This window comes from Bythopirellula superficialaquae, assembly GCF_059632245.1.
This window is the reverse complement of the sequence record NZ_CP197426.1, coordinates 2,094,218-2,112,893: the sequence shown is the minus strand read 5'-3', so window position 1 is coordinate 2,112,893 and position 18,676 is coordinate 2,094,218. Positions and strand designations below refer to the sequence as shown.

At 54.4% G+C, this 18,676-nt stretch carries 12 protein-coding genes; 3 read left to right on the top strand and 9 right to left on the bottom strand.

What is annotated here, in order from left to right:
* Positions 1 to 14: 14 nt before the first annotated feature.
* A complete protein-coding gene (locus tag SH678x_RS08680; RefSeq protein ID WP_496922504.1) occupies positions 15 to 905 on the top strand; it encodes a sugar phosphate isomerase/epimerase family protein in 891 nt (296 codons plus the stop codon).
* Positions 906 to 936: 31 nt separating this feature from the next.
* Here the strand turns inward: SH678x_RS08680 and SH678x_RS08675 are convergent, their stop codons facing one another.
* On the bottom strand, positions 937 to 2,493 hold the full coding sequence (locus SH678x_RS08675) for an MGH1-like glycoside hydrolase domain-containing protein (RefSeq protein ID WP_496922503.1): 1,557 nt from the start codon (positions 2,491 to 2,493) through the stop codon (positions 937 to 939).
* A gap of 57 nt (positions 2,494 to 2,550) precedes the next feature.
* Positions 2,551 to 4,161 (bottom strand): DUF5060 domain-containing protein, encoded by a 1,611-nt coding sequence (locus SH678x_RS08670; protein ID WP_496922502.1) that lies wholly within the window; start codon positions 4,159 to 4,161, stop codon positions 2,551 to 2,553.
* Positions 4,162 to 4,248: 87 nt separating this feature from the next.
* Between SH678x_RS08670 and SH678x_RS08665 the strand changes: the two genes are divergently transcribed.
* Entirely contained in the window at positions 4,249 to 6,423 is a 2,175-nt protein-coding gene (locus SH678x_RS08665; RefSeq protein WP_496922501.1) for a glycoside hydrolase family 127 protein, read from the top strand.
* A 138-nt stretch (positions 6,424 to 6,561) separates the two neighbouring features.
* On the opposite strand, the gene SH678x_RS08660 is transcribed toward SH678x_RS08665, so the two are convergent.
* The 7 genes from SH678x_RS08660 to SH678x_RS08630 all read right to left on the bottom strand — a co-directional run bounded on the left by SH678x_RS08660 (position 6,562) and on the right by SH678x_RS08630 (position 16,612).
* Positions 6,562 to 9,642: a DUF6298 domain-containing protein gene (locus SH678x_RS08660; protein ID WP_496922500.1), complete on the bottom strand. Its 3,081-nt coding sequence runs from the start codon at positions 9,640 to 9,642 to the stop codon at positions 6,562 to 6,564.
* Between the two features lie 5 nt (positions 9,643 to 9,647).
* A complete protein-coding gene (locus tag SH678x_RS08655; protein ID WP_496922499.1) occupies positions 9,648 to 10,961 on the bottom strand; it encodes a bile acid:sodium symporter family protein in 1,314 nt (437 codons plus the stop codon).
* Positions 10,962 to 10,970: 9 nt separating this feature from the next.
* Complete coding sequence (locus SH678x_RS08650; RefSeq protein WP_496922498.1) at positions 10,971 to 11,639, bottom strand: aspartate/glutamate racemase family protein; 669 nt, start codon at positions 11,637 to 11,639, stop codon at positions 10,971 to 10,973.
* A 28-nt stretch (positions 11,640 to 11,667) separates the two neighbouring features.
* On the bottom strand, positions 11,668 to 13,038 hold the full coding sequence (locus SH678x_RS08645) for a four-carbon acid sugar kinase family protein (protein WP_496922497.1): 1,371 nt from the start codon (positions 13,036 to 13,038) through the stop codon (positions 11,668 to 11,670).
* Between the two features lie 13 nt (positions 13,039 to 13,051).
* A complete protein-coding gene (locus SH678x_RS08640; protein ID WP_496922496.1) occupies positions 13,052 to 14,296 on the bottom strand; it encodes a ribulose-bisphosphate carboxylase large subunit family protein in 1,245 nt (414 codons plus the stop codon).
* A gap of 63 nt (positions 14,297 to 14,359) precedes the next feature.
* Complete coding sequence (locus SH678x_RS08635) at positions 14,360 to 15,979, bottom strand: pectate lyase family protein (protein WP_496922495.1); 1,620 nt, start codon at positions 15,977 to 15,979, stop codon at positions 14,360 to 14,362.
* Between the two features lie 39 nt (positions 15,980 to 16,018).
* Positions 16,019 to 16,612, bottom strand: a complete 594-nt coding sequence (locus SH678x_RS08630; protein ID WP_496922494.1) for a DUF3826 domain-containing protein — start codon at positions 16,610 to 16,612, stop codon at positions 16,019 to 16,021.
* A 411-nt stretch (positions 16,613 to 17,023) separates the two neighbouring features.
* On the opposite strand from SH678x_RS08630, the gene SH678x_RS08625 reads away from it, so the two are divergent.
* Complete coding sequence (locus SH678x_RS08625; protein ID WP_496922493.1) at positions 17,024 to 18,676, top strand: fucose isomerase; 1,653 nt, start codon at positions 17,024 to 17,026, stop codon at positions 18,674 to 18,676.

Sequence of the window (18,676 nt, the reverse complement as noted above, 5' to 3'; positions counted from 1 at the left end):
TTGAGGAACAATAGATGAACCGACGCAACTTTCTGGCGGCTTCCGCCGTGGCGACAGGCACTGTTATACTTGGCGATCAATTCCTCGCAGCCACAGAAGCGACAAATGATCGCTATAAAATCGGCGTCTGCGACTGGATGATCCTCAAGCGTCAGAGACCTGGGGCTCTTACGTTGGCCAAAGAAATTGGCGTCGACGGGGTGGAACTCGACATGGGTTCGCTGGGGCAACGCGATACGTTTGAAAACGCCCTCGCCGCTCCCAAAATCCGCGAGCAATTTCAAGAGCAAGCCGCGGCACTTGGCATTGATATCTGCTCAATTGCCATGTCGGGGTTTTACGCACAATCGTTCGCCGAGCGGCCCACCTACAAACAGATGCTGGGCGATTGCATCGAGACGATGACCCAATTCGGTGTCAAAGTGGCTTTTCTCCCGTTGGGAGTGCAGGGTGATCTCAACTTGCATCCCGAACTACGCCCCGCCATCGTCGAACGACTGCGTGAAGTTGGCCAAATGGCCGAGGATGCCGGTGTGGTCATCGGCATCGAAACTGCCCTCGATGCCCAAGGCGAAGTCGAGTTACTCGAAGAGATCAGCTCACCCGCGATTCGCAGCTACTTCAATTTTGCCAACCCACTGCAAAACGATCGCAACCTAATCACCGAATTACAAACGCTGGGCAAAGACCGAATTTGCCAGGTTCACTGCACGGATGAGGATGGCGTTTGGCTGGAAAATAACAAACGGCTCGACATGCCGTTGGTCAAAAAAACGCTCGACCACATGGGCTGGAGCGGCTGGCTCGTGATGGAACGTTCCCGCGACGCGAAAAATGCTCGTGACGTACGCGGCAACTACGGCGCGAACGCCCGCTACCTCAAGAAAATCTTCCAAACTCCTTAAGTTAGCCGGCATCGTCCCGATGCCCTTCAAGCTATTCCGGCAGATCCACCACCACTCGCGACAACCCCGGCGTATGGGCCATCTCCTCACCATCAATCAGCACGATGAACCCTGTGCCACGGTTGTAGCGTTTGCCAGTGCGGTCCCAAATGACTGTGACGTTGTGCCCATGATACGGCACACCATCCAAACAGAACCAATCCCAGGAATCATCTGGCAGTAAGGGATCGACAACCAACGTGTTGTCGTCCTGCGGCACAATCCCCACCAAGCCGCTAATGACCAAATCACAGAAAGTCGAGTGATTGTAAAACCGGCTCCGCTTTTCTTTTTCGCCCGTGATCAGCCACTCGCCAGTGGTTTCGTCCAAGTACTCGCCAATGTAGGCCACGCCATCCTTTTGATGCGAACGAGCATAGGTCAGCAGTTGCTCGAAATAATCACGTTTGGTGACAAACTCTTGGTCTTGGCTCCTTAGCAAATTGGCGAGCCCAGTGAGAGTTTGGCTCGTCGCGAAGGGCCACACCGCCCCATCCCATTCGCATGTCCCCGTGCCGTGAGTGCGGTATGCTGGGTGTCTTCGCTCTGCCGTCGTGATGCCCCACGGAGCCCAAAAACCTTCGCGATCATTGAGCTGCAACCACGCTTTGGCATGATCGTCGTCAGCCAGGCTGAACATCCAAGGAATAAAACCGATTTGTTCCCTGACATTCAAGGACTCACCGTCAGCGGTCTTGGCGACATAAAACTTCAGATTTTCATCCCACAATTTCTCATTGATCTTTTTTCTTAGATCGCCGGCTGTCTGAGCAAACTCATTCGCAACATCATCACGCCCAGCCATCTTCGCAATCGCGCTGATCGCCCCGGCATTGGCGGCCATGTAGCTGTTGATCGTCGGCCGCACATTTTCAACGTGTCGCCCGCCGCTGATCGATTCCTCCATGCCGTCTTTAACATCGTGTTGCCAGAACATGCCGTCGGGCCGACCGCGTTCCGTAACCCCCATGCGATAGTCGGCCACCAAATCATCCAGCAATTCAACCAAAAATTGATTGTCGCCCGTCACCAAAAAGCGCTCGTAAAGGGCCGACGCTGCCCAACTGCTGAACTTATGAAGATGCGGCATCGGTCCGCCATTGGTTCCACCGCGAAACCAAAACAGCGTGTAGTCATCGAGCAATTTCTGATCGCCGAGCCAACGTCCCTCGGCAAGGTGATGACCATAAGCACACGCAATCGTGTTGTGTTTCCCCGCGTGACTGACGGGCGTGATGAACTCGGTGAGTACCAAGCCTTCATCCGTCTGCTTAATGTGCTTACGAAAACTCCACCAACGGAAATAGTAAGGCTCTTCCAACTGTCCGGCGGGGCAATCAAAGAAGGGAATTTGCTCGACCATCCAGCCCCAAGCCTTCGCATTGGGAATAGAATTCACGACCGCTTCTTCATCCGCGGCATTAAATTTTTCGACGTAGTGCCGATAGTTCTCCGGCTTCAGCAAGACCGGCTCGGCATAGGCAAATAGATTTAGGAATGTTGGAAGTGCCAGTAATAGTGAGCCACGGATGAAACACTGATTTAACACTGCTAAACTCTCTCCAAAAATCTGATCTGTGTTCGCTCCGTGCAATTCCGTGGCCAACTATTCCTTAACTCGCTTGATGCGAATCGCCATGTAGGGCTTGCCGGGTAGTTCAATCTTGCGACCATCGGCATCGCCGTAAAAATAGTCGTCGAGTTTCTTGAGCGTGAACGTCCCCTCCAAGGGCGTGACGGTCATATCCCAAGCATCAAGCACTTCCGCCGTGAACTTCATATCCTCCACCGGCGGCATCCCTTTTAATTGTGGCGGGTTCGGCAATTTAAACTTCCACTCCTTGGGCTTATCCTTGCCAAAGTAAACCAAGTAATACTCGGAACTTTGCCCCGCATATTCAGGGTTCTGCCATTTATCAATCGGATTGATTCCCTCGGCGGGGCTATCTTCCAGCACTTCGCGCAAGAACCCCAACCGCTCGGGGCTCTTCCCTTTCAGCACGCCCCCCTTGGACCACCACAAAATATCGTCGGGGCTCAAATATGTTTCGCCATGCCCCACATAAGTACCACCAATGGTCCCCGCCCAAAACCGATGGACCATTTCTTCCGCGGAAAGATTACCCCAACGCTTGGGAAGATCCCCTTCATATTTCACTTCGTCAAACACGATCGGCTTGCGATAGGCATCACGATACAATTCCGCCCGAGCGGGATCTTCCACAGCCGCCCCATTTTGAATACTTGCATGGGTCAACCACGGCCTCGTTTGATTGAAAAGTTCCTTGCCATTGTGAATCGACAGCAAATGCTCATAAGGATCCGCCGCGTCGACGACCTCACCGATGCGTTCCCAATCTTCCTCGCGCTTTTCGGTCATAAAATCGTATTCATTGGCCAGCGACCACCACACATTGCGGTACGCATCCAATCGGCTCACGACATATTTCAAATAGCGATCATCCTCGACGGGCGACATACGGTCGAACCCCCAGTGACCTTCATCGTAAGGGTGCAACAAAATGATGTCGGCCTCGATCCCCAGTTTTTGCAAATCCAGCACGCACTGGTCGAGATGTTGAAAAAACTTCGGATTAAACTTTTCTGTGTCCCAGCTCCGTGGCGGAGTTCCTTCGAACGGATACAACTCGGGCTCATCCATGTTCCAGTTGTAACGCTTGGGAAACACACAGAATCGCAACTTGTTGAACGGTGACTTGGATAATGTCTCCAGTGTCTGTTTCTCTAACTTTTCCGGCTGATGATTCCAGGCATAGCACGTTGTTCCCAATTGCTTGTAAGGCGTGCCATCGGCATAAGCAAAGTGAAAAGTGTTGGCCACCCGCACGGGACCGTGATTGGTCCCCGTCGGCTTCGTGACCGTGAACTTGCCGGACTTGCCGTCTAACTCTGGTCGATTGCTCTTGGTGATGAACTGCCACTCGCCTTCTTTCTCTGGCATGAATCGCAAGCGATAAACGCCATCGCCGTCGTAAAAACCATCAACCTCAACGGAGGTTTCATTCTGAAAGAACTTGGCCGACAGCAACACGTCGACGAAAGGATTTCCTTCCTTTGTGCCGTTCAACGTCACCTCGCACGTACCCCATTGTTCGACCTCAGGCGTGACTTCGACCGCAGAGGACTCGGCTGCCAGCGCCCGATCCGCAGCCAAACAGATGAGGCACAATCCCAGGAGGGCAAGGTATCGATACATATTTTTGTCCAATCAAAAGGGCCGCGTGGCTCCGATTTTATAGCAAGCCTGACCCGCACTCAGTGGGTTTGCAACCAACGATGACAAATGACCATACGAAACGCAATGTCGTTGGTTTTCACGACTTCCGAAGAGTACAATCAACTATCGCAGACACCTCCGTTGCAATCAAGGAATGGAATTTCGCAAATGCTCGTCGCCAAGCATTACTTTTCTCTGACAACCGCCGCTTTTGTCGTCGCGATTGTTCCGACGCTGCTTCAAGGCCAGGCGATCACGGATACTGCCAACAGCAAGTTTGCCGTCGTCCAACCTATTCCACTTGATGAGGTCCGCTGGACCGATGGCTTTTGGGCCGACCGGGTCGATACTTGCCATAACAAATCAATCCCCACGATGTGGGCCCTGATGCGCGACGGCACGTACAAGCCATTCCTCGAGCATTTCCTGATCGCTGGCGGCAAGTCCGAGGGAGACTACCACGGCGCCCAGTGGAACGACGGGGATTTCTACAAATGGCTCGAAGCGGCCATCGCCACGTATGCCGTCACGCAAGACCAAGCACTCGGCGGAGCAATCGACACCTCGATCGCCGCGATCGTTGCCGCACAACGGGAGGACGGCTACATCCACACGCCCGTTTTGATCCGCAAACGCAATGGCGACATGACCGCTAAGCCGTTCGAGAATCGCCTCAACTTCGAGATGTACAACATGGGCCATCTCATGACGACGGCTTGCCTGCACTACCGACTGACACAAAAAACAGATTTACTTGATGCAGCCGAAAAGGCAGCTCGGTTCATGATCAAAGCATTCGAAGATCCGACTCCTGAACTCGCTCGCAACGCCGTCTGCCCATCGCATTATATGGGCGCGATTGAACTCTATCGCACGACAGGCAAACCCGAGTATCTCAAGCTTGCCCAAACATTCCTCGATATGCGTAACCTCGTGACCGAAGGGGGCGACGACAACCAAGACCTTGTTCCTTTTGTTGAACAAAAAGAAGCAGTCGGCCATGCCGTCCGCGCCAATTACCTGTATGCCGGTGCAGCCGATCTCTATGCGGAAACGGGTGACAAATCTTTGCTCGAGCCACTGCAAACCATTTGGGAAAACTTGGTTCAAAAAAAGCTTTATATCACCGGGGCCTGCGGCGCTCTTTACGATGGTGCCTCACCCGATGGAAGTGCCGACCAAGCCCACATCACGCGCACGCATCAATCCTTCGGTCGTAATTATCAACTCCCCAACACGACCGCTCACAATGAAACCTGTGCCAACATTGCCGGGGCAATGTGGAACTGGCGAATGTTCCTGCTCACCGGCGAAGCCAAGTATGTCGACCTCGTGGAGCTCGCCCTCTACAACAGCATCCTGAGCGGAGTCAGCCTCGACGGCACCGAATACTTTTATGTGAATCCGTTGCGCGTCGTCGATCCTTTGCCAGTTGAATTGCGCTATCCCCGCACGCGGCAAAAATTCTTCACGTCATTCTGCTGCCCACCCAACGTGGTTCGCATGATCGCCGAACTCAGCGGGTACGCCTACAGCAAATCCAATGACTCGGTGTATGTGAATCTCTATGGCAGCAACACGCTCAACACAACTCTCGGCGATGCCCCGCTCAAGATCACGCAAACCACTAATTATCCGTGGGATGGCAGGGTTACGCTCACCGTCGACGAATGCCCAAGCGATGAATTTTCCCTGAAACTTCGCATTCCGGGTTGGAGTGAAGGAGCAAGTTTGGTCATTAACCGATATGAGGAAGCAAAGCACGAATCAAGTAATACACCTACTGAATTCTGGAAAGTGGATACACTCACGCCATCATCTTACTGCGAGATACGCCAGAAATGGAAACTAGGTGACACCATCGAACTCGTTCTCCCCATGCCAACGCAGCTCGTGGAAGCCCATCCACTTGTCGAAGAAGTCCAAAACCAAGTTGCCATCAAACGGGGCCCCATCGTTTATTGCCTGGAGTCGGCCGACTTGCCCAAGGATGTTCAACTTGAAAACATCGTGATCCCTGCCGGTGCCAAGCTCACGACAAAGTTCGACGCCGATCTGCTCGGGGGAGTTGAAGTTGTCGAAACCGAAGCACTTGTCGAGCCAGCCACCGACTGGGGTTCAGAACTTTATCGGCCCAAGCAACCTGCTGAAGCCAAAACGATTCCGCTGCGGCTCATTCCCTACTACGCCTGGGCCAACCGCGGGGCAGGGGAGATGACCGTTTGGCTGCCGGTGAAATAAATCGCTGAATATTTCATCCCGAGGGAGGCTTGCCGACCGTGGGATCTGGTTGGCATTTGCGAAACATGTTCAAATCGTATACGCGTCGTTGGCCAGATTCTTCAGCTCGCAGAACTCACCTCAGAATGATTTTAGAGGTCACTTCCCGGTTAGCCACAACACATGCCCCTTAGTAGGGAGCGACACCTTGCCATCTTGCACAGATTCCGTGGCAACCACCTCGCCGCTTTTTGGATTCAACCACCTTGCTTTATAGCTTCCTTGCGCGAGGTTTAGCGATAGCGGTTCTGAATCATTGGTTGTGTAGATGAGATAGTTGCCGTCTCCCGCCAAACACCATACATCATCACCATCCACCACATCGTCGGTCGGCAACATCGAAACAATCTGTTCGGCCAACTCGTCCGGCAGCTTCACGTCGGCGAGCGAGCCGCCCCCCATCAACACGGCCCAACCATCTCGGCCGCTTCGACAATTCTGATCTGCATAGTACGTGACAGCCTTTTCTGGATGGGCCAGTCGCGTCTCACGGACCGCTTTCACAATCGACGCGAACGAACTCTCTTTCGGCTGCAACTGACGCATGTGCTGCCGCGGAGCCAAATTGGCTCCCCCCGGCGGCGCATACAATTTGAAATTCTTGTCGTATGTCCAATACCGAATATCGATTACATCGACATGGGGACTTCGCTCGGGATCGGCGAGGATCGCGTCTTGTACGTCCTTCGTGGCACTTAACGCAATGATGACATCGCGCTCGTGTTCGTTCTGCCATTCGATGATCGTATCGAGCCAGAATTGCACAAACTCCAGCGGGCCGGTGTACTCGGCACTCGTGAGTTGAATCACGTTGGGCGAATCGGCCAAGGCATCTAAACACTGACGGATATATTGACGATACAATTCCCGACGCGGCTCGTAAGAGAGATCGTAAAAATTGTGCGCCATGAACAAACGCTTATCGCCAATAAAAGGCGGCGGTTCCGGCAGGCCCATGTCGTTCACGTTATTCGCTGGCCGCCAAGGACAATCGACCCAATGGGCACCTGCTTCGAGAATATTGTGTTGAAAAAAATGCTGATGAAATAATGCTAATCCGCGTTCTTCGCCCAGTCTTGAAAAATCTTTGAGCCGCTGCCAATACCACGGATTCGGCTTCGTGAGATCGTATTTGCTCAAACCGTCCCACGCTGTCCCTTCACCCGTGCGGGCAAACGGCTGTTCATAAAACGGTGGGATCACCGCCCCATCTTCTTGCCGTCCCATGAGATGATCGTCCCGCCGCCGTTCGTACCATAGGCCGTAGTGATGTTCGTACGCGGCGATATCCTCATCGACCATTTGATCGGCGACCGCAGCAAGGTCGTCCGTAAGTCCAGTTCCCGTTCGAGCCGGCGCAAACCGGCTGATGTTCGGTCCCATGGCAGGGGCATCATCGGGCCGCATGGTTCCACGCCACCACGTCGGGTTCATGTATCCGCCCGTCTTGACCTTGTCATCGATCACAAGCCAGCCATTCTTGATCGCTAAGGGATGCGATTCCGCCTGTTTTCTTGTCTGCGGTGCTTTGATCTCCTCAGCATTTACACTTTCCGCTTGCCGCTGGTGTGCTGCATGAGCGAGATTCTCGCGAATCACATCCACAAGTTGCCGTGCGGGCTCATTCGATTCAGCCACAAACTTGGCGGCTTCTTCATAAGTGGGGTTCGTAGCCCCTACGGGCTCGCCCAAGATGGGATCAACTCGCGTGGCCGCTTCCGGTCCCACGCGCTCCGCCAGTTGTGCTTTGTAAAGGCTTAGGGGATTCACGAAATCGCTGCGCGCTTCGAACGTGCCGTCACCTGAAAACGCCGCCCAATTGCCAAGCGACCAGTTGTTCGCTCCCGGCGGTCGGAAGCAGTCCACCGTCGAAGCTCGGCATTGCCACAACACACAGTTCGCCGCCGACCAACCAGATCCCGCGGGATTCGTCCAGCGATTCACCAAATGCAAGCCGCCCCCTTCGAGGCGGACGTTGTCGTACAACACACCCGACGCCCAACTTTCGAGTGGTCCGCTATCGCTGTGCGCGCGGTCTGCGATGCAATTCACAAACGCATTCGGCCCCGGCGCACAATGCCCGACGGCAAAATCGCGCCGTCCTTCTTCTGACCAACACCGCAAGAAAAGGCCAAGCTGACCCTGAGTAAAGAAAGTATGCCTGCGATAGCCGCCGAGTTCAGAGATCGGCTCCGTCGAAATGCAATCCTCGACGGTGATCCACTTCGTCCCCGGCAGCAATTGCACGGCCCCACCGGCAAACTGGCGGAACGTCACACGCCGCACCCAAGCATTCTGCACGTTGTCAAACGTAATCCCCAACCAGGCATGATCTTCATCTTTGGGGTTCTCGGATTTCACTTCCGATACCAAATTCAAATCTTCGATGCCAACATTCTCAATCCGCTCAGGCCACGTATATTTCTGCAAAGTCCCGCCACCCCAACGGCGTTCCAAGGCAGTCGTCACCGGGGCATCAAGCGTCACCGTCTTGCCATCGATTGACATAATCGTTCGATCCCAGCGAATATCCCGTGACCCCGGTCGCCAACCAACGCCAAAAGCATCTCCTCCCACGCTCTTGATCCACTCGATCGTGCTTGGCCGCGTAATAATGACTGAATCACCAACTTTCAAACTTTCAACCGAAGCGAGTTGAACTTGGTTCGCCCCGACGGGAACAATCTCATCGGTAATCTCAATCGCATCCCCCAGTAGTGCTCGCTTCCCCGAACCAATAACACGAATCAAATCGCGTCGATCCGTTCCCGTGGCAATTAGAGTCGTGCCATTTTCCGTGGCCCCCGAACCTTGCAGCACAACGCCAGAATTACGAATCACAATTTGATCGGCAATTTGAAATTCACCCTCCGCCAACCTGACGACGCCGCGGAATCCATCCGCATCAAGTGGCAGGCCCGCAACGTGATCAATCGCCGCTTGGATCGCCGCGCCATCATCGCCGTCGGTAGGCTTCACGAGCACTTTGACGCTCACATCAGGGATATCGCGATCTCCTCCCGTGTATCCGCAACTTGAAAAATCGGGAATGCGATTTCCCAATTCATCTTTGGCATAAGACAATTGCCCAACACGATCCACGCTCACGGCTGCCCGCTGCGCAAGCGCCTGGCTCGTTAAACCTAGCAGCAACAGAAAAATGAGAAGGAATCGTCGCATTAAATTTAGGACGAAGGCTCTTCAGCCGAATCGGGGAGGACGGGAGCGTAGCGGCGGATAAGGTTGGCGATGATGGAACCCGAGACATTCATCCAAGGACTAAAAACCGCGGACGCGAGTCCCACCGTGCCTAATTTATTCATCATACCAGCCAGCCCCGAAGCCATGCCACCATTTTGCATGGCCACCTCAAAGCCGACCGTGAGGGCCTGCTTGCGTTCCAAACCCGCTAACAAGCTCAGCCAATAACCCAAAATCCAGCCGACGAGGTTATGAATCACCGCGGCGGCAAAGAGCGCAAGACCCACGTGCAAAAGATTATCGCGCCCCGCGGCGGTCGTGACGGCCGTGAAGTAAACGATTCCGAACATCGAGAGGAGATGAATATTGTCCTCGATCCAATGCCAGCGCGTCGCGGCAAGGTGAAAGGCTACGCCAACGATCAATCCGCCGGCTAGCATAGCTAGGGTTTGCAAGAGTGGCACGGGAACAATTTCTGCTATCTGGCCCCAACCACCAGCAACCAAGAAAATCAGAAAGCCTAAGCTCAAAAACGCCGCGGCGAAAATCACACGACGAACCATCGGCGAGGATTGCTTGAGAATATCGTGCAGCAACGCCGCACCAATGGGCAGTAACACAATGCGAATGATCTCGCTCATCATCGTGAGAAAATTCATTTCCACATCTTCGCCGGCTAGCATGTAGATCCAAAACGGCGTGAGCAGAGGCGCGAGCAAGGTTCCCACGGCGGTGAGCGTCACCGATAGCGCCAAGTCGGCCCCGGCCAGATAACACATCACATTCGAGGCCAAGCCGCTCGAACAAGAGCCAATCAGAACGACTCCCGCTGCGATCTCGGGTGGAAACTCAAAAACTCTTGCTAAGGCATAGCCCGTGAGCGGCATGATTGAAAATTGCAAGAACGTGCCGATAAATACCGGGTAAGGCATCTTTGCCACGCCCGCAAAGTCGCGCACGCTCATCTTGGTCCCCATGCCGAACATCACCAATTGCACGATCACCAGCAAAATCCATTTATTGCGCAGATCGATCTGCGGGACTTCCACGCCATCGAAATAGAACGGTCCCAAGTAGAGGAACGTCTCGGGATAGCACATCGCCGCGGCCACGGCGGCAAGAATCCATGCAGTGAATTGATACCCAGCAAACGCCGGCAGCCCCCCCAAGCCCACAGCCGTCAAAACTGTCGTACTCACCAGCGCCGGCTGCCACAGCGCGGAGCGTCCCAATGAAAGCCCAACGATGAAGAGGGCGAAAGCAACGATGGCAACGCCCAAGAGAAAAGATCGCTTCATGCCCAAATGCTACAGCAGGTCTTTGAGGAAATCTACCGCGATCGGTGGACTTGCCAGGATCGGCACCGAGATTTCGCTCTTAACCATTTGCTCAATCACACGCGCCATCGAAGCTTGGGCTAACACAATCACGTCGACGCGGCCTTTCAAGTCTTCTAAAGCTTTCAACACTGCGGCGTCATGTTCCGCAACGTTGCCACTCATAAGTGCCTCGAAAGCACCCGTACAGAGATGTGCGGTAATCTCAACTTCCTTACCCACGTCGTTAGCGCGGCGACGAATGAGTTCCGCGGTTGGCACCAGCGTTGTCGGCAACGTGGCAATCACTCCCACTCGATTGCCCAGCCGCACGGCCTGATCAGCCATCGGTTGGTCGACTCGTAGAATTGGTACCGAACCATTGCGCTTCGCGGAATCAACCGCGGGGCCAATCGAGGAGCACGTCACCATGATGTAATCGGCATTGGCACGTTCGGCGGCGGCAATGTGATCGCGTACGCGCTGGCTGGTGCCTTCGCTGAGTGCCCCATCGGCAATGACGTCGCGAATCAGCGAATCGTCGGCGATATGCAACAGATCAACAGCCAAGTCCATGTCGGCGCAGAGCTTGGCGAACACCGGCTCGAGCGTGGACGAGGTATGAATCAGGGCTAAAGTTTTGCGTTTCGTCGGTACCACGGAAATGTGCTACTTGCGAATTGTTGATTTATAACAGCGAGCCAAAATAATCCTCTTTGCCAACCTGCCCCCCCTTAAAGCAAATCTGCAATCCATCCACGGGTCGCCCCGGGGCGGTTGCTTTGCAGAGGGGAGCGCCGGGCATCGTAGGACAAATCATTTCCAGCGCCGTCACTCCCATTTCGCGAGTTGCATAGCTGGAGGTATCCCCCCCAGCCAGGCATACACGTTTCAACGAAGTTTGTTCCGCAACCGAAGAGATGATCTGCCCCAAGGCCGCGCCTAAACGACGCGTGCACCAAGCCTGGTTTTCCAAAGAGCGTGCGTTCCGTACGGCAAGTTGCCCGCTGGTGCTTGTCTGCCAAGCGCCCAAATCGAGCTTACCAGTGTGAACGATCACACTCTTGCCTTCATTAATTAGGTTAACCACCTTTGCGGTGACTTGCAGGAGATAAGACTTGCAATCTTCATCCGTAAGAACGCAAGTTTCGAGGGCCATTTCCGCAAATTCCCGGGATAAAGCCCAGTCAATTTGCCCATTCGTCACGGGCGAACAGCTACCCGAAGCAACCAGAATCGGCCCCCCGGCAGCGGCTGCTGGCCAGCTCTGACGGCCTGCTAGCTGCCCGGTCGCCTGCCAGTGCATTCCCAGGGCCATCTCCATCCCCGACGACCCTACCGAGAAAAGGGTCTTGCCATCAGAAGCCAGAGAATCGATGAGGCCCCCCAGTCGCGTCATCTGCTCCGGGGATAATGCATCGCAAAAAACGATCTCCGCACCCTCGGCGATGATTTCCTGCAAATATTCGCGCTGCTCGCCGAAACTTAATGAAAACTTCAAAATGTCAATGAGCCCGATTTTCTTTGTCGTTTGCTGAGCTAGATGCCGGCAAAGGTCGCTTTCCAGCATGGGTGTCACAGGATGCTGACTTGCACTCGGGTGCCGATCCAACCGATACACCACCCCCCCCTGGGCCACGCTCTCTTGCGCAAAGAGGTTGCCGAACACGCAGTAACGCCCTAACCGAGGATTGGCCACGAGGACTGGCACCACGGCCGCGTCATTGAATTCACAGCCGACGTCGATCGCTTTGCCGATGCTGCCAATTTCCGGCGACGAATCGAATGTCGAACACACCTTGTAATGCAGATGTCGCGCGCCCAAACCATGTAAACTCGCGAACGCGGGGCGTAATTCGGCTTCCATCTCCGTCGGCGGCAAAGACCGTGCGATGCCCGCCAATCCCACGGCCTGGGCATCCGGATATTGCGCGAGCATTTCACGCGTCGGCGGCTCGGTGAAGAGCACCGTTTTCGCACCAGCCGTCGCCAGCACTTCGAGCGCATCGGTGGAGCCGGTGAAATCGTCGCCGTAATAGGTCAGCAAAAGATCGTTCATGAAAAATCCTTCGTCACTTCAAACTGAATTTTTCATGCGATTGTTTCAAAAGCGGGTACTCGGCGATGGCTTCCTCCCAAGACAATCCATCGGCCGCTGCCACCCAAGCTTGTTTTAACGCCCGTACCCCGTCGCCTGCTCCGCCCGGATGGGCCATTATTCCGCCCCCTGCTAAATAGAGCAGGTCCAACGTCTGCGTCCGACGGTACGTTTCCGGCGCTTGGCCGCCCCATTGGCCTGACGAAACCACGGGTAAAATCGTCTCGCCCACACCGATGGGCTTAAGGCATGCTTGAATAGAACGCACCACCGAATCGTCGGACTCCCAAAACTTGTTCTGGATGCCGTTCACATGCAATTGATCGACCCCAGCCAACCGCCAAAGTTTTTGATAAGCAGCGAATTCAATCCCCAACGCTGGCGAGCGATTGAGCATCCCCCACCCATTGCGATGGCCATGCACGGCGAGATCACCCTGATCGCAAATCTTCTTCACCCCCGCGATGCCGAGGCTGTTAAGACTCATCATCACGGCTGTTCCCCCGCTACGCAGAACCTTGTTGTAATGCTCGTGCATCAGGTCGAGTTCGTCGGTGATATTGAACGCCACCATAACCTTTTTGCCGGTATGATCGGCGTGGCGATTCACGACGTCCATCACCGCATCGACTCGCTCATCGAACGGCGAATGCGGCGGATTGGCCATCAGCTCATCGTCTTTGATGAAATCGATGCCCGCTTCCACCAAGGTATTCACGAGAATCGCCGTTTCGCCCGGCGAAAAACCCACACTGGGCTTGATGATCGTGCCAATCATGGGCCGATGCTCAACGCCCATCAGTCGTCGTGTGCCAGCCACGCCAAAACGTGGTCCGACATAATTCTTGGTGAACGACTCGGGAAACTCCAAATCGAGCAGTTTGAGACCCGTAAAATGCCGTAGCTCGTACAGGTTGCCTTGTACGGTCGAAATGAGCGTCGGCAAGTTGGGGCCCACATTCTCAATCGACCAGGAAACAGAAACTTGCGCTCGCTGAAATTTGCCGGTCGGCGATTTGGCCCCCGGCAAGCTAGGAGTAGCGACTTCATCAAGCAGTTCGACATTCTCCACTCGCGCGGCAAAACGCTGCTTGAGCTCCTCGGTTTCGCCGGGCACAGCCACGAAAGTTCCCGACGATTGCTCGCCAGCGAGCGCCGCTGCAGCATCGTCTACGGCGATGGGAGTTTCTATCCAATAGGTCGCAATAATTCTGTCCATAAAAACTATCGTACTCAACAAACAGAATTCTTCCGAGCTTAATCTGCAGCCTAAAAATCGAGCTTAGTTATTCCAAAACAAATCGCGATATGTCCGCGGCGCATCCCACTTGCCGTAGAAAGTTTGGGGATCGAGGCCGTACAGGAAATCTTCAATGTGCGTATAGCCATCGCCGTTCAGGTCGCCCGCAGCATCGTTCGCATCTCCGGGATTCAAACCATGCTTCTTTTCCCACTCATCCGGCATGCCGTCGCTGTCGGCATCGGCGTAAGGTTCCCCTTCGTATTTGGGATATCCGCCCACCTGTTCGATATCGGTAATGATTCCCTGGCCATCTTCATAGGTAACCGTGCCGCTGCGAACCATTTTCACCACGCGATCATCGACCGCGTCCCGCATCGGCAAAGTCGCCCCCGCATTCTGCATCACATACTTGTAGGCATCGTCGGCCGATTGCAGCTTGATGTAAGCATGAGGGTAGGGTGCATTCGCGCGAATCTTGGGAATAAACTGCGCCGCATCGATCCCCGCCGGGGGTTCCACTTGAACCCCGCCATTCCAATTATCTTGCGTCACCTTCTCGTTCCCTTCGACGACGTTCCCAGCCACATAAGCCTTGCCATATTCCCCGTCAAAAAACTTGCTCCGGCGTGATTCCGGCTTGAGCAGGCGATAACTGACCGAATCGTTCACGTCAGTAATCGGCCCAGGCTTGTAATAGTTATTGATGATGTTGAAAAAGCTGCGATGATCGCCCCCATCCACCGTGCGATGTCGCCAGTTGTAGAGCACATTATTGGCAAACGTGAAATCAAAAATCATCCCTACGCTTGGGTTCCGCCCCGAATTGCACGCCCACAGATTGTGATGGAATGTGCTGTTGTAGCCACCCAACGTGCTGCCAAAGGCATGGTTGTAAGTATCGAGCGCTTCGCTGAAGATCGAATTCTGAATCGTGATATTCACCGTCGGCATCTTGATTTCTTTGCTGCCGTCAGGCGGCTGATACATGTGCCGATACATCGACAAGTTCTCATCAAGCCCCCAGCTCGCCGAAACGTGATCGATGATCAGATTTCCAACCGGATTGCCCCCCAGCGAATCGTTCCGATCGCCCACCCAAGTCGCACCGCGGCGAAAACGCAAGTGACGTATCACAATGTCGTGAGTTTCAAGCTCCACGGTATCGCCAGCAATGCAAACACCGTTGCCAGGTGCACTGCTGCCGTCGATCGTGATATACGGCGCGCGAACAACGATCCGCTCCTCAAGTTTGATGATCCCCGCCACGTTGAACACCACTATCCGCGGCCCGCCTGCTTCTAGGGCTTCGCGGAAACTCCCAGGACCATGGTCGTTCAAATTGGTCACCACAAAAACCTTGCCGCCTCGTCCGCCAAAACTATACATCCCGCCCCCTTGGGCCCCGGGGAAAGCAGGAATCTCCGCCTGTGGCAGCTTATTTGGATGGTCGGCCCAAGGAATAAAAGGCTTGCCATGCTTTTCGCCGGCTTCAATCGTGGGCAAAGCTTTTTGCCAGGCTTCGTCCGAGCGTTGCCGCATCGCGTCGTAACGTTTTTGCGATTCCGCAGCGACTTCCGGCGTGATCGTGGGATACTGCGCGTGGACTATCTGCGCACAAGTCAGCACCAAGAATCCTGCGAATAGATATTTGAAACCCACTGTCGCTACCTCACATCAAAAACGTGAAAAGCCAACCGACTACATCTTGTAACCAGCCTTGGACAAATAATTGTTGATCCGGCCCTTGTACTTGCGAAACACGCCATGCTTTTCGTCGGCCGAACCCTGATCCATGGCGATTTCTCGGGCTTCCAGCAAATAGGCACGAATCGCTCGCTTCTGCTCGTCATTGAGATCGGGCAGCTGCCCCAAATAACCGTTGTACGTGTGGTGCAACACACCGTAAGTCAGCCCATCTTTCACCTTCTCGACTTGATCGCAGGGGAGTTCCGCGTTCAATTGTGCGAGAAATCGATTGTGGGATTCAAACATCGCCAGCTTCGCTTGCTGCTCGAAACCGGCAACGGCGGCTGAATCTTTCACTGTGGAAACTTGGCTGTCGCGCGCGGCGTGAATATCGCGCAAAGTACGATACTGATCGGCAATCAGCGTTCGTACTCGTTCCCCTTGGTCGGGGTCACTGAAAGTCATCCCTGTGATGATTTTTCCAGCCCGCTCGGTGATGGCTCGGCTGTAAGCCTCCTCTTCGGATTCACCGTAGACGCAATTCAACGAACTGACTGCCAGCGCGACCACCAAAGCCGTGCCTCGAAACAAACTTGCTAACGACATGGGAATGCCTGATAAGGAGACTGCGATAAAGAAGAGATCACATCAAAACGACGAGCGAATACCTATATAAGTAGACTAAACAAACCCATGACTTGCAAACTAGCGGTCGTTTTTGCATTATTTGGTCATTATATCGCAACCCTGGCGTCCGCACTCTTTGCCGTTCACACAGAGAGTTTTTTACAGATTTCGTCATTCAACAATTTCGCGCGTCGTCCTGAGTTCTGCGGCGCGACATTGCAATTCAGGACCTCTTCGATTGCATTGTGCTGTTAATCGCGTTGATTCATCGCTTGTGCCTATTAACACTCGTTACAGATCAGAACATAATTGCGATTCTATTCATGCTTGCACGAACTCGGTTGTGCAAGTTCGTGTGACAATAGCTTATTCAGCACGGCGGCTTTATTCATGACAACATACCTACAACCCAAACTTACCAAGCGCCCGCAACTCGCGGCCAAGCAAGTCTATCTGATGGCCAACGGCGACTTGCGTCTCTCGGCCAATCAAAACTGCTGGGCAGCTCAGCTCGAAATGGAACAAGCGATCGGCAAGGCCGTCGCCGCCGCGGGTTGGACCGTTGTTCGCGCTCATCCTTATAAAGAAGACCAACGCCACGGCTTCATCAGTTCGCAAAAAGAGGGGCTCGAAGTTTTTCGCAACCTCGATCCCAAGGCTCCGCTCATCGTCGCCGAGGCCGTTTGGCAATATTCGCATCATGTGCTGCACGGACTCATCACTCACAAGGGCCCCATCCTGACGCTCGCCAACTGGTCGGGCACTTGGCCCGGTTTGGTGGGAATGCTGAACCTCAACGGCTCGCTCACCAAAGCGGGCGTCAACTATTCAACACTCTGGGCCGATGATTTCGCCGATCCCAAATTCGTCGAAAAACTCAAGACGTGGCTCGAAACCGGCAAAGTCACTCACGCCGTCGACCATGTTCAACCATTCAAGAAAATCTCCGTCGGTGATGCCGAACGCAAGCTCGGTCAAGCCCTCGCCGAGGAATTGCAGCGCGACAAAGCCATCATGGGCGTGTTCGACGAAGGCTGCATGGGCATGTTCAACGCGATCATTCCCGATCACTTGCTCAATCCCACCGGCGTTTACAAAGAACGTCTTAGTCAATCGGCCTTGTACTACGAAACGACGCAGGTTTCCGATGCAGAAGCCGACAAAGCTCGTTCATGGTTGGAAGAGCAGGGTATCAAATTTGAAACCGGACCCAACCACGCCGAACATCTCACCGACGAGCAACTCCGCCAGCAACTCAAAATGTACATCGCCGCGGTACGAATCGCCGACGATTTCGGCTGCGATTGCATTGGCATTCAGTATCAACAGGGCCTGAAAGACTTGCTCCCCGCCAGCGATCTGGTCGAAGGAACCCTCAACAACACCAGCCGCCCCCCCGTCACGAGCCGCGATGGTTCGCGAGTGCTTTACGAGAACGAGCCAATCCCACACTTCAACGAAGTCGATGAATGCGCGGGGCTCGACGGCCTGATGACCTACCGCATTCACAAGGCGATGGGCCAGCCCGTGGAAAACACGCTGCATGACCTGCGTTGGGGCGATTGGGACAAATCAGGCACCACTGACGAATATGTATGGGTCTTCGAGATCAGCGGTAGCGTTCCGCCCGAACACTTGATCGGTGGTTGGGCGGGGGTCACGAGCGTTCGCCAGCCGGCGATGTACTTTCCCAACGGCGGCGGCACGATCAAAGGCATTTCCAAACCGGGCGAAATTGTTTGGTCGCGAATCTTCGTCGAAGAGGGCAAACTGAAAATGGACTGCGGCCGCGCGAAAGTGATCGAACTTCCGCTCTCCGAAACAGAACGTCGCTGGCAGGAAACCACACCACAATGGCCCATCATGCACGCAGTCACCTACGGGGTGTCCCGCGATCAGATGATGGCCCGTCACAAGAGCAACCACATTCAAGTCGCCTACGCCCATTCAGCCGCCGAAGCCAATGCCGCGTTGTTGGCCAAGGCCTCGATGGCCGAAGCCCTGGGATTGGAAGTTAGCATTTGCGGCACGATGCCGTCTTAA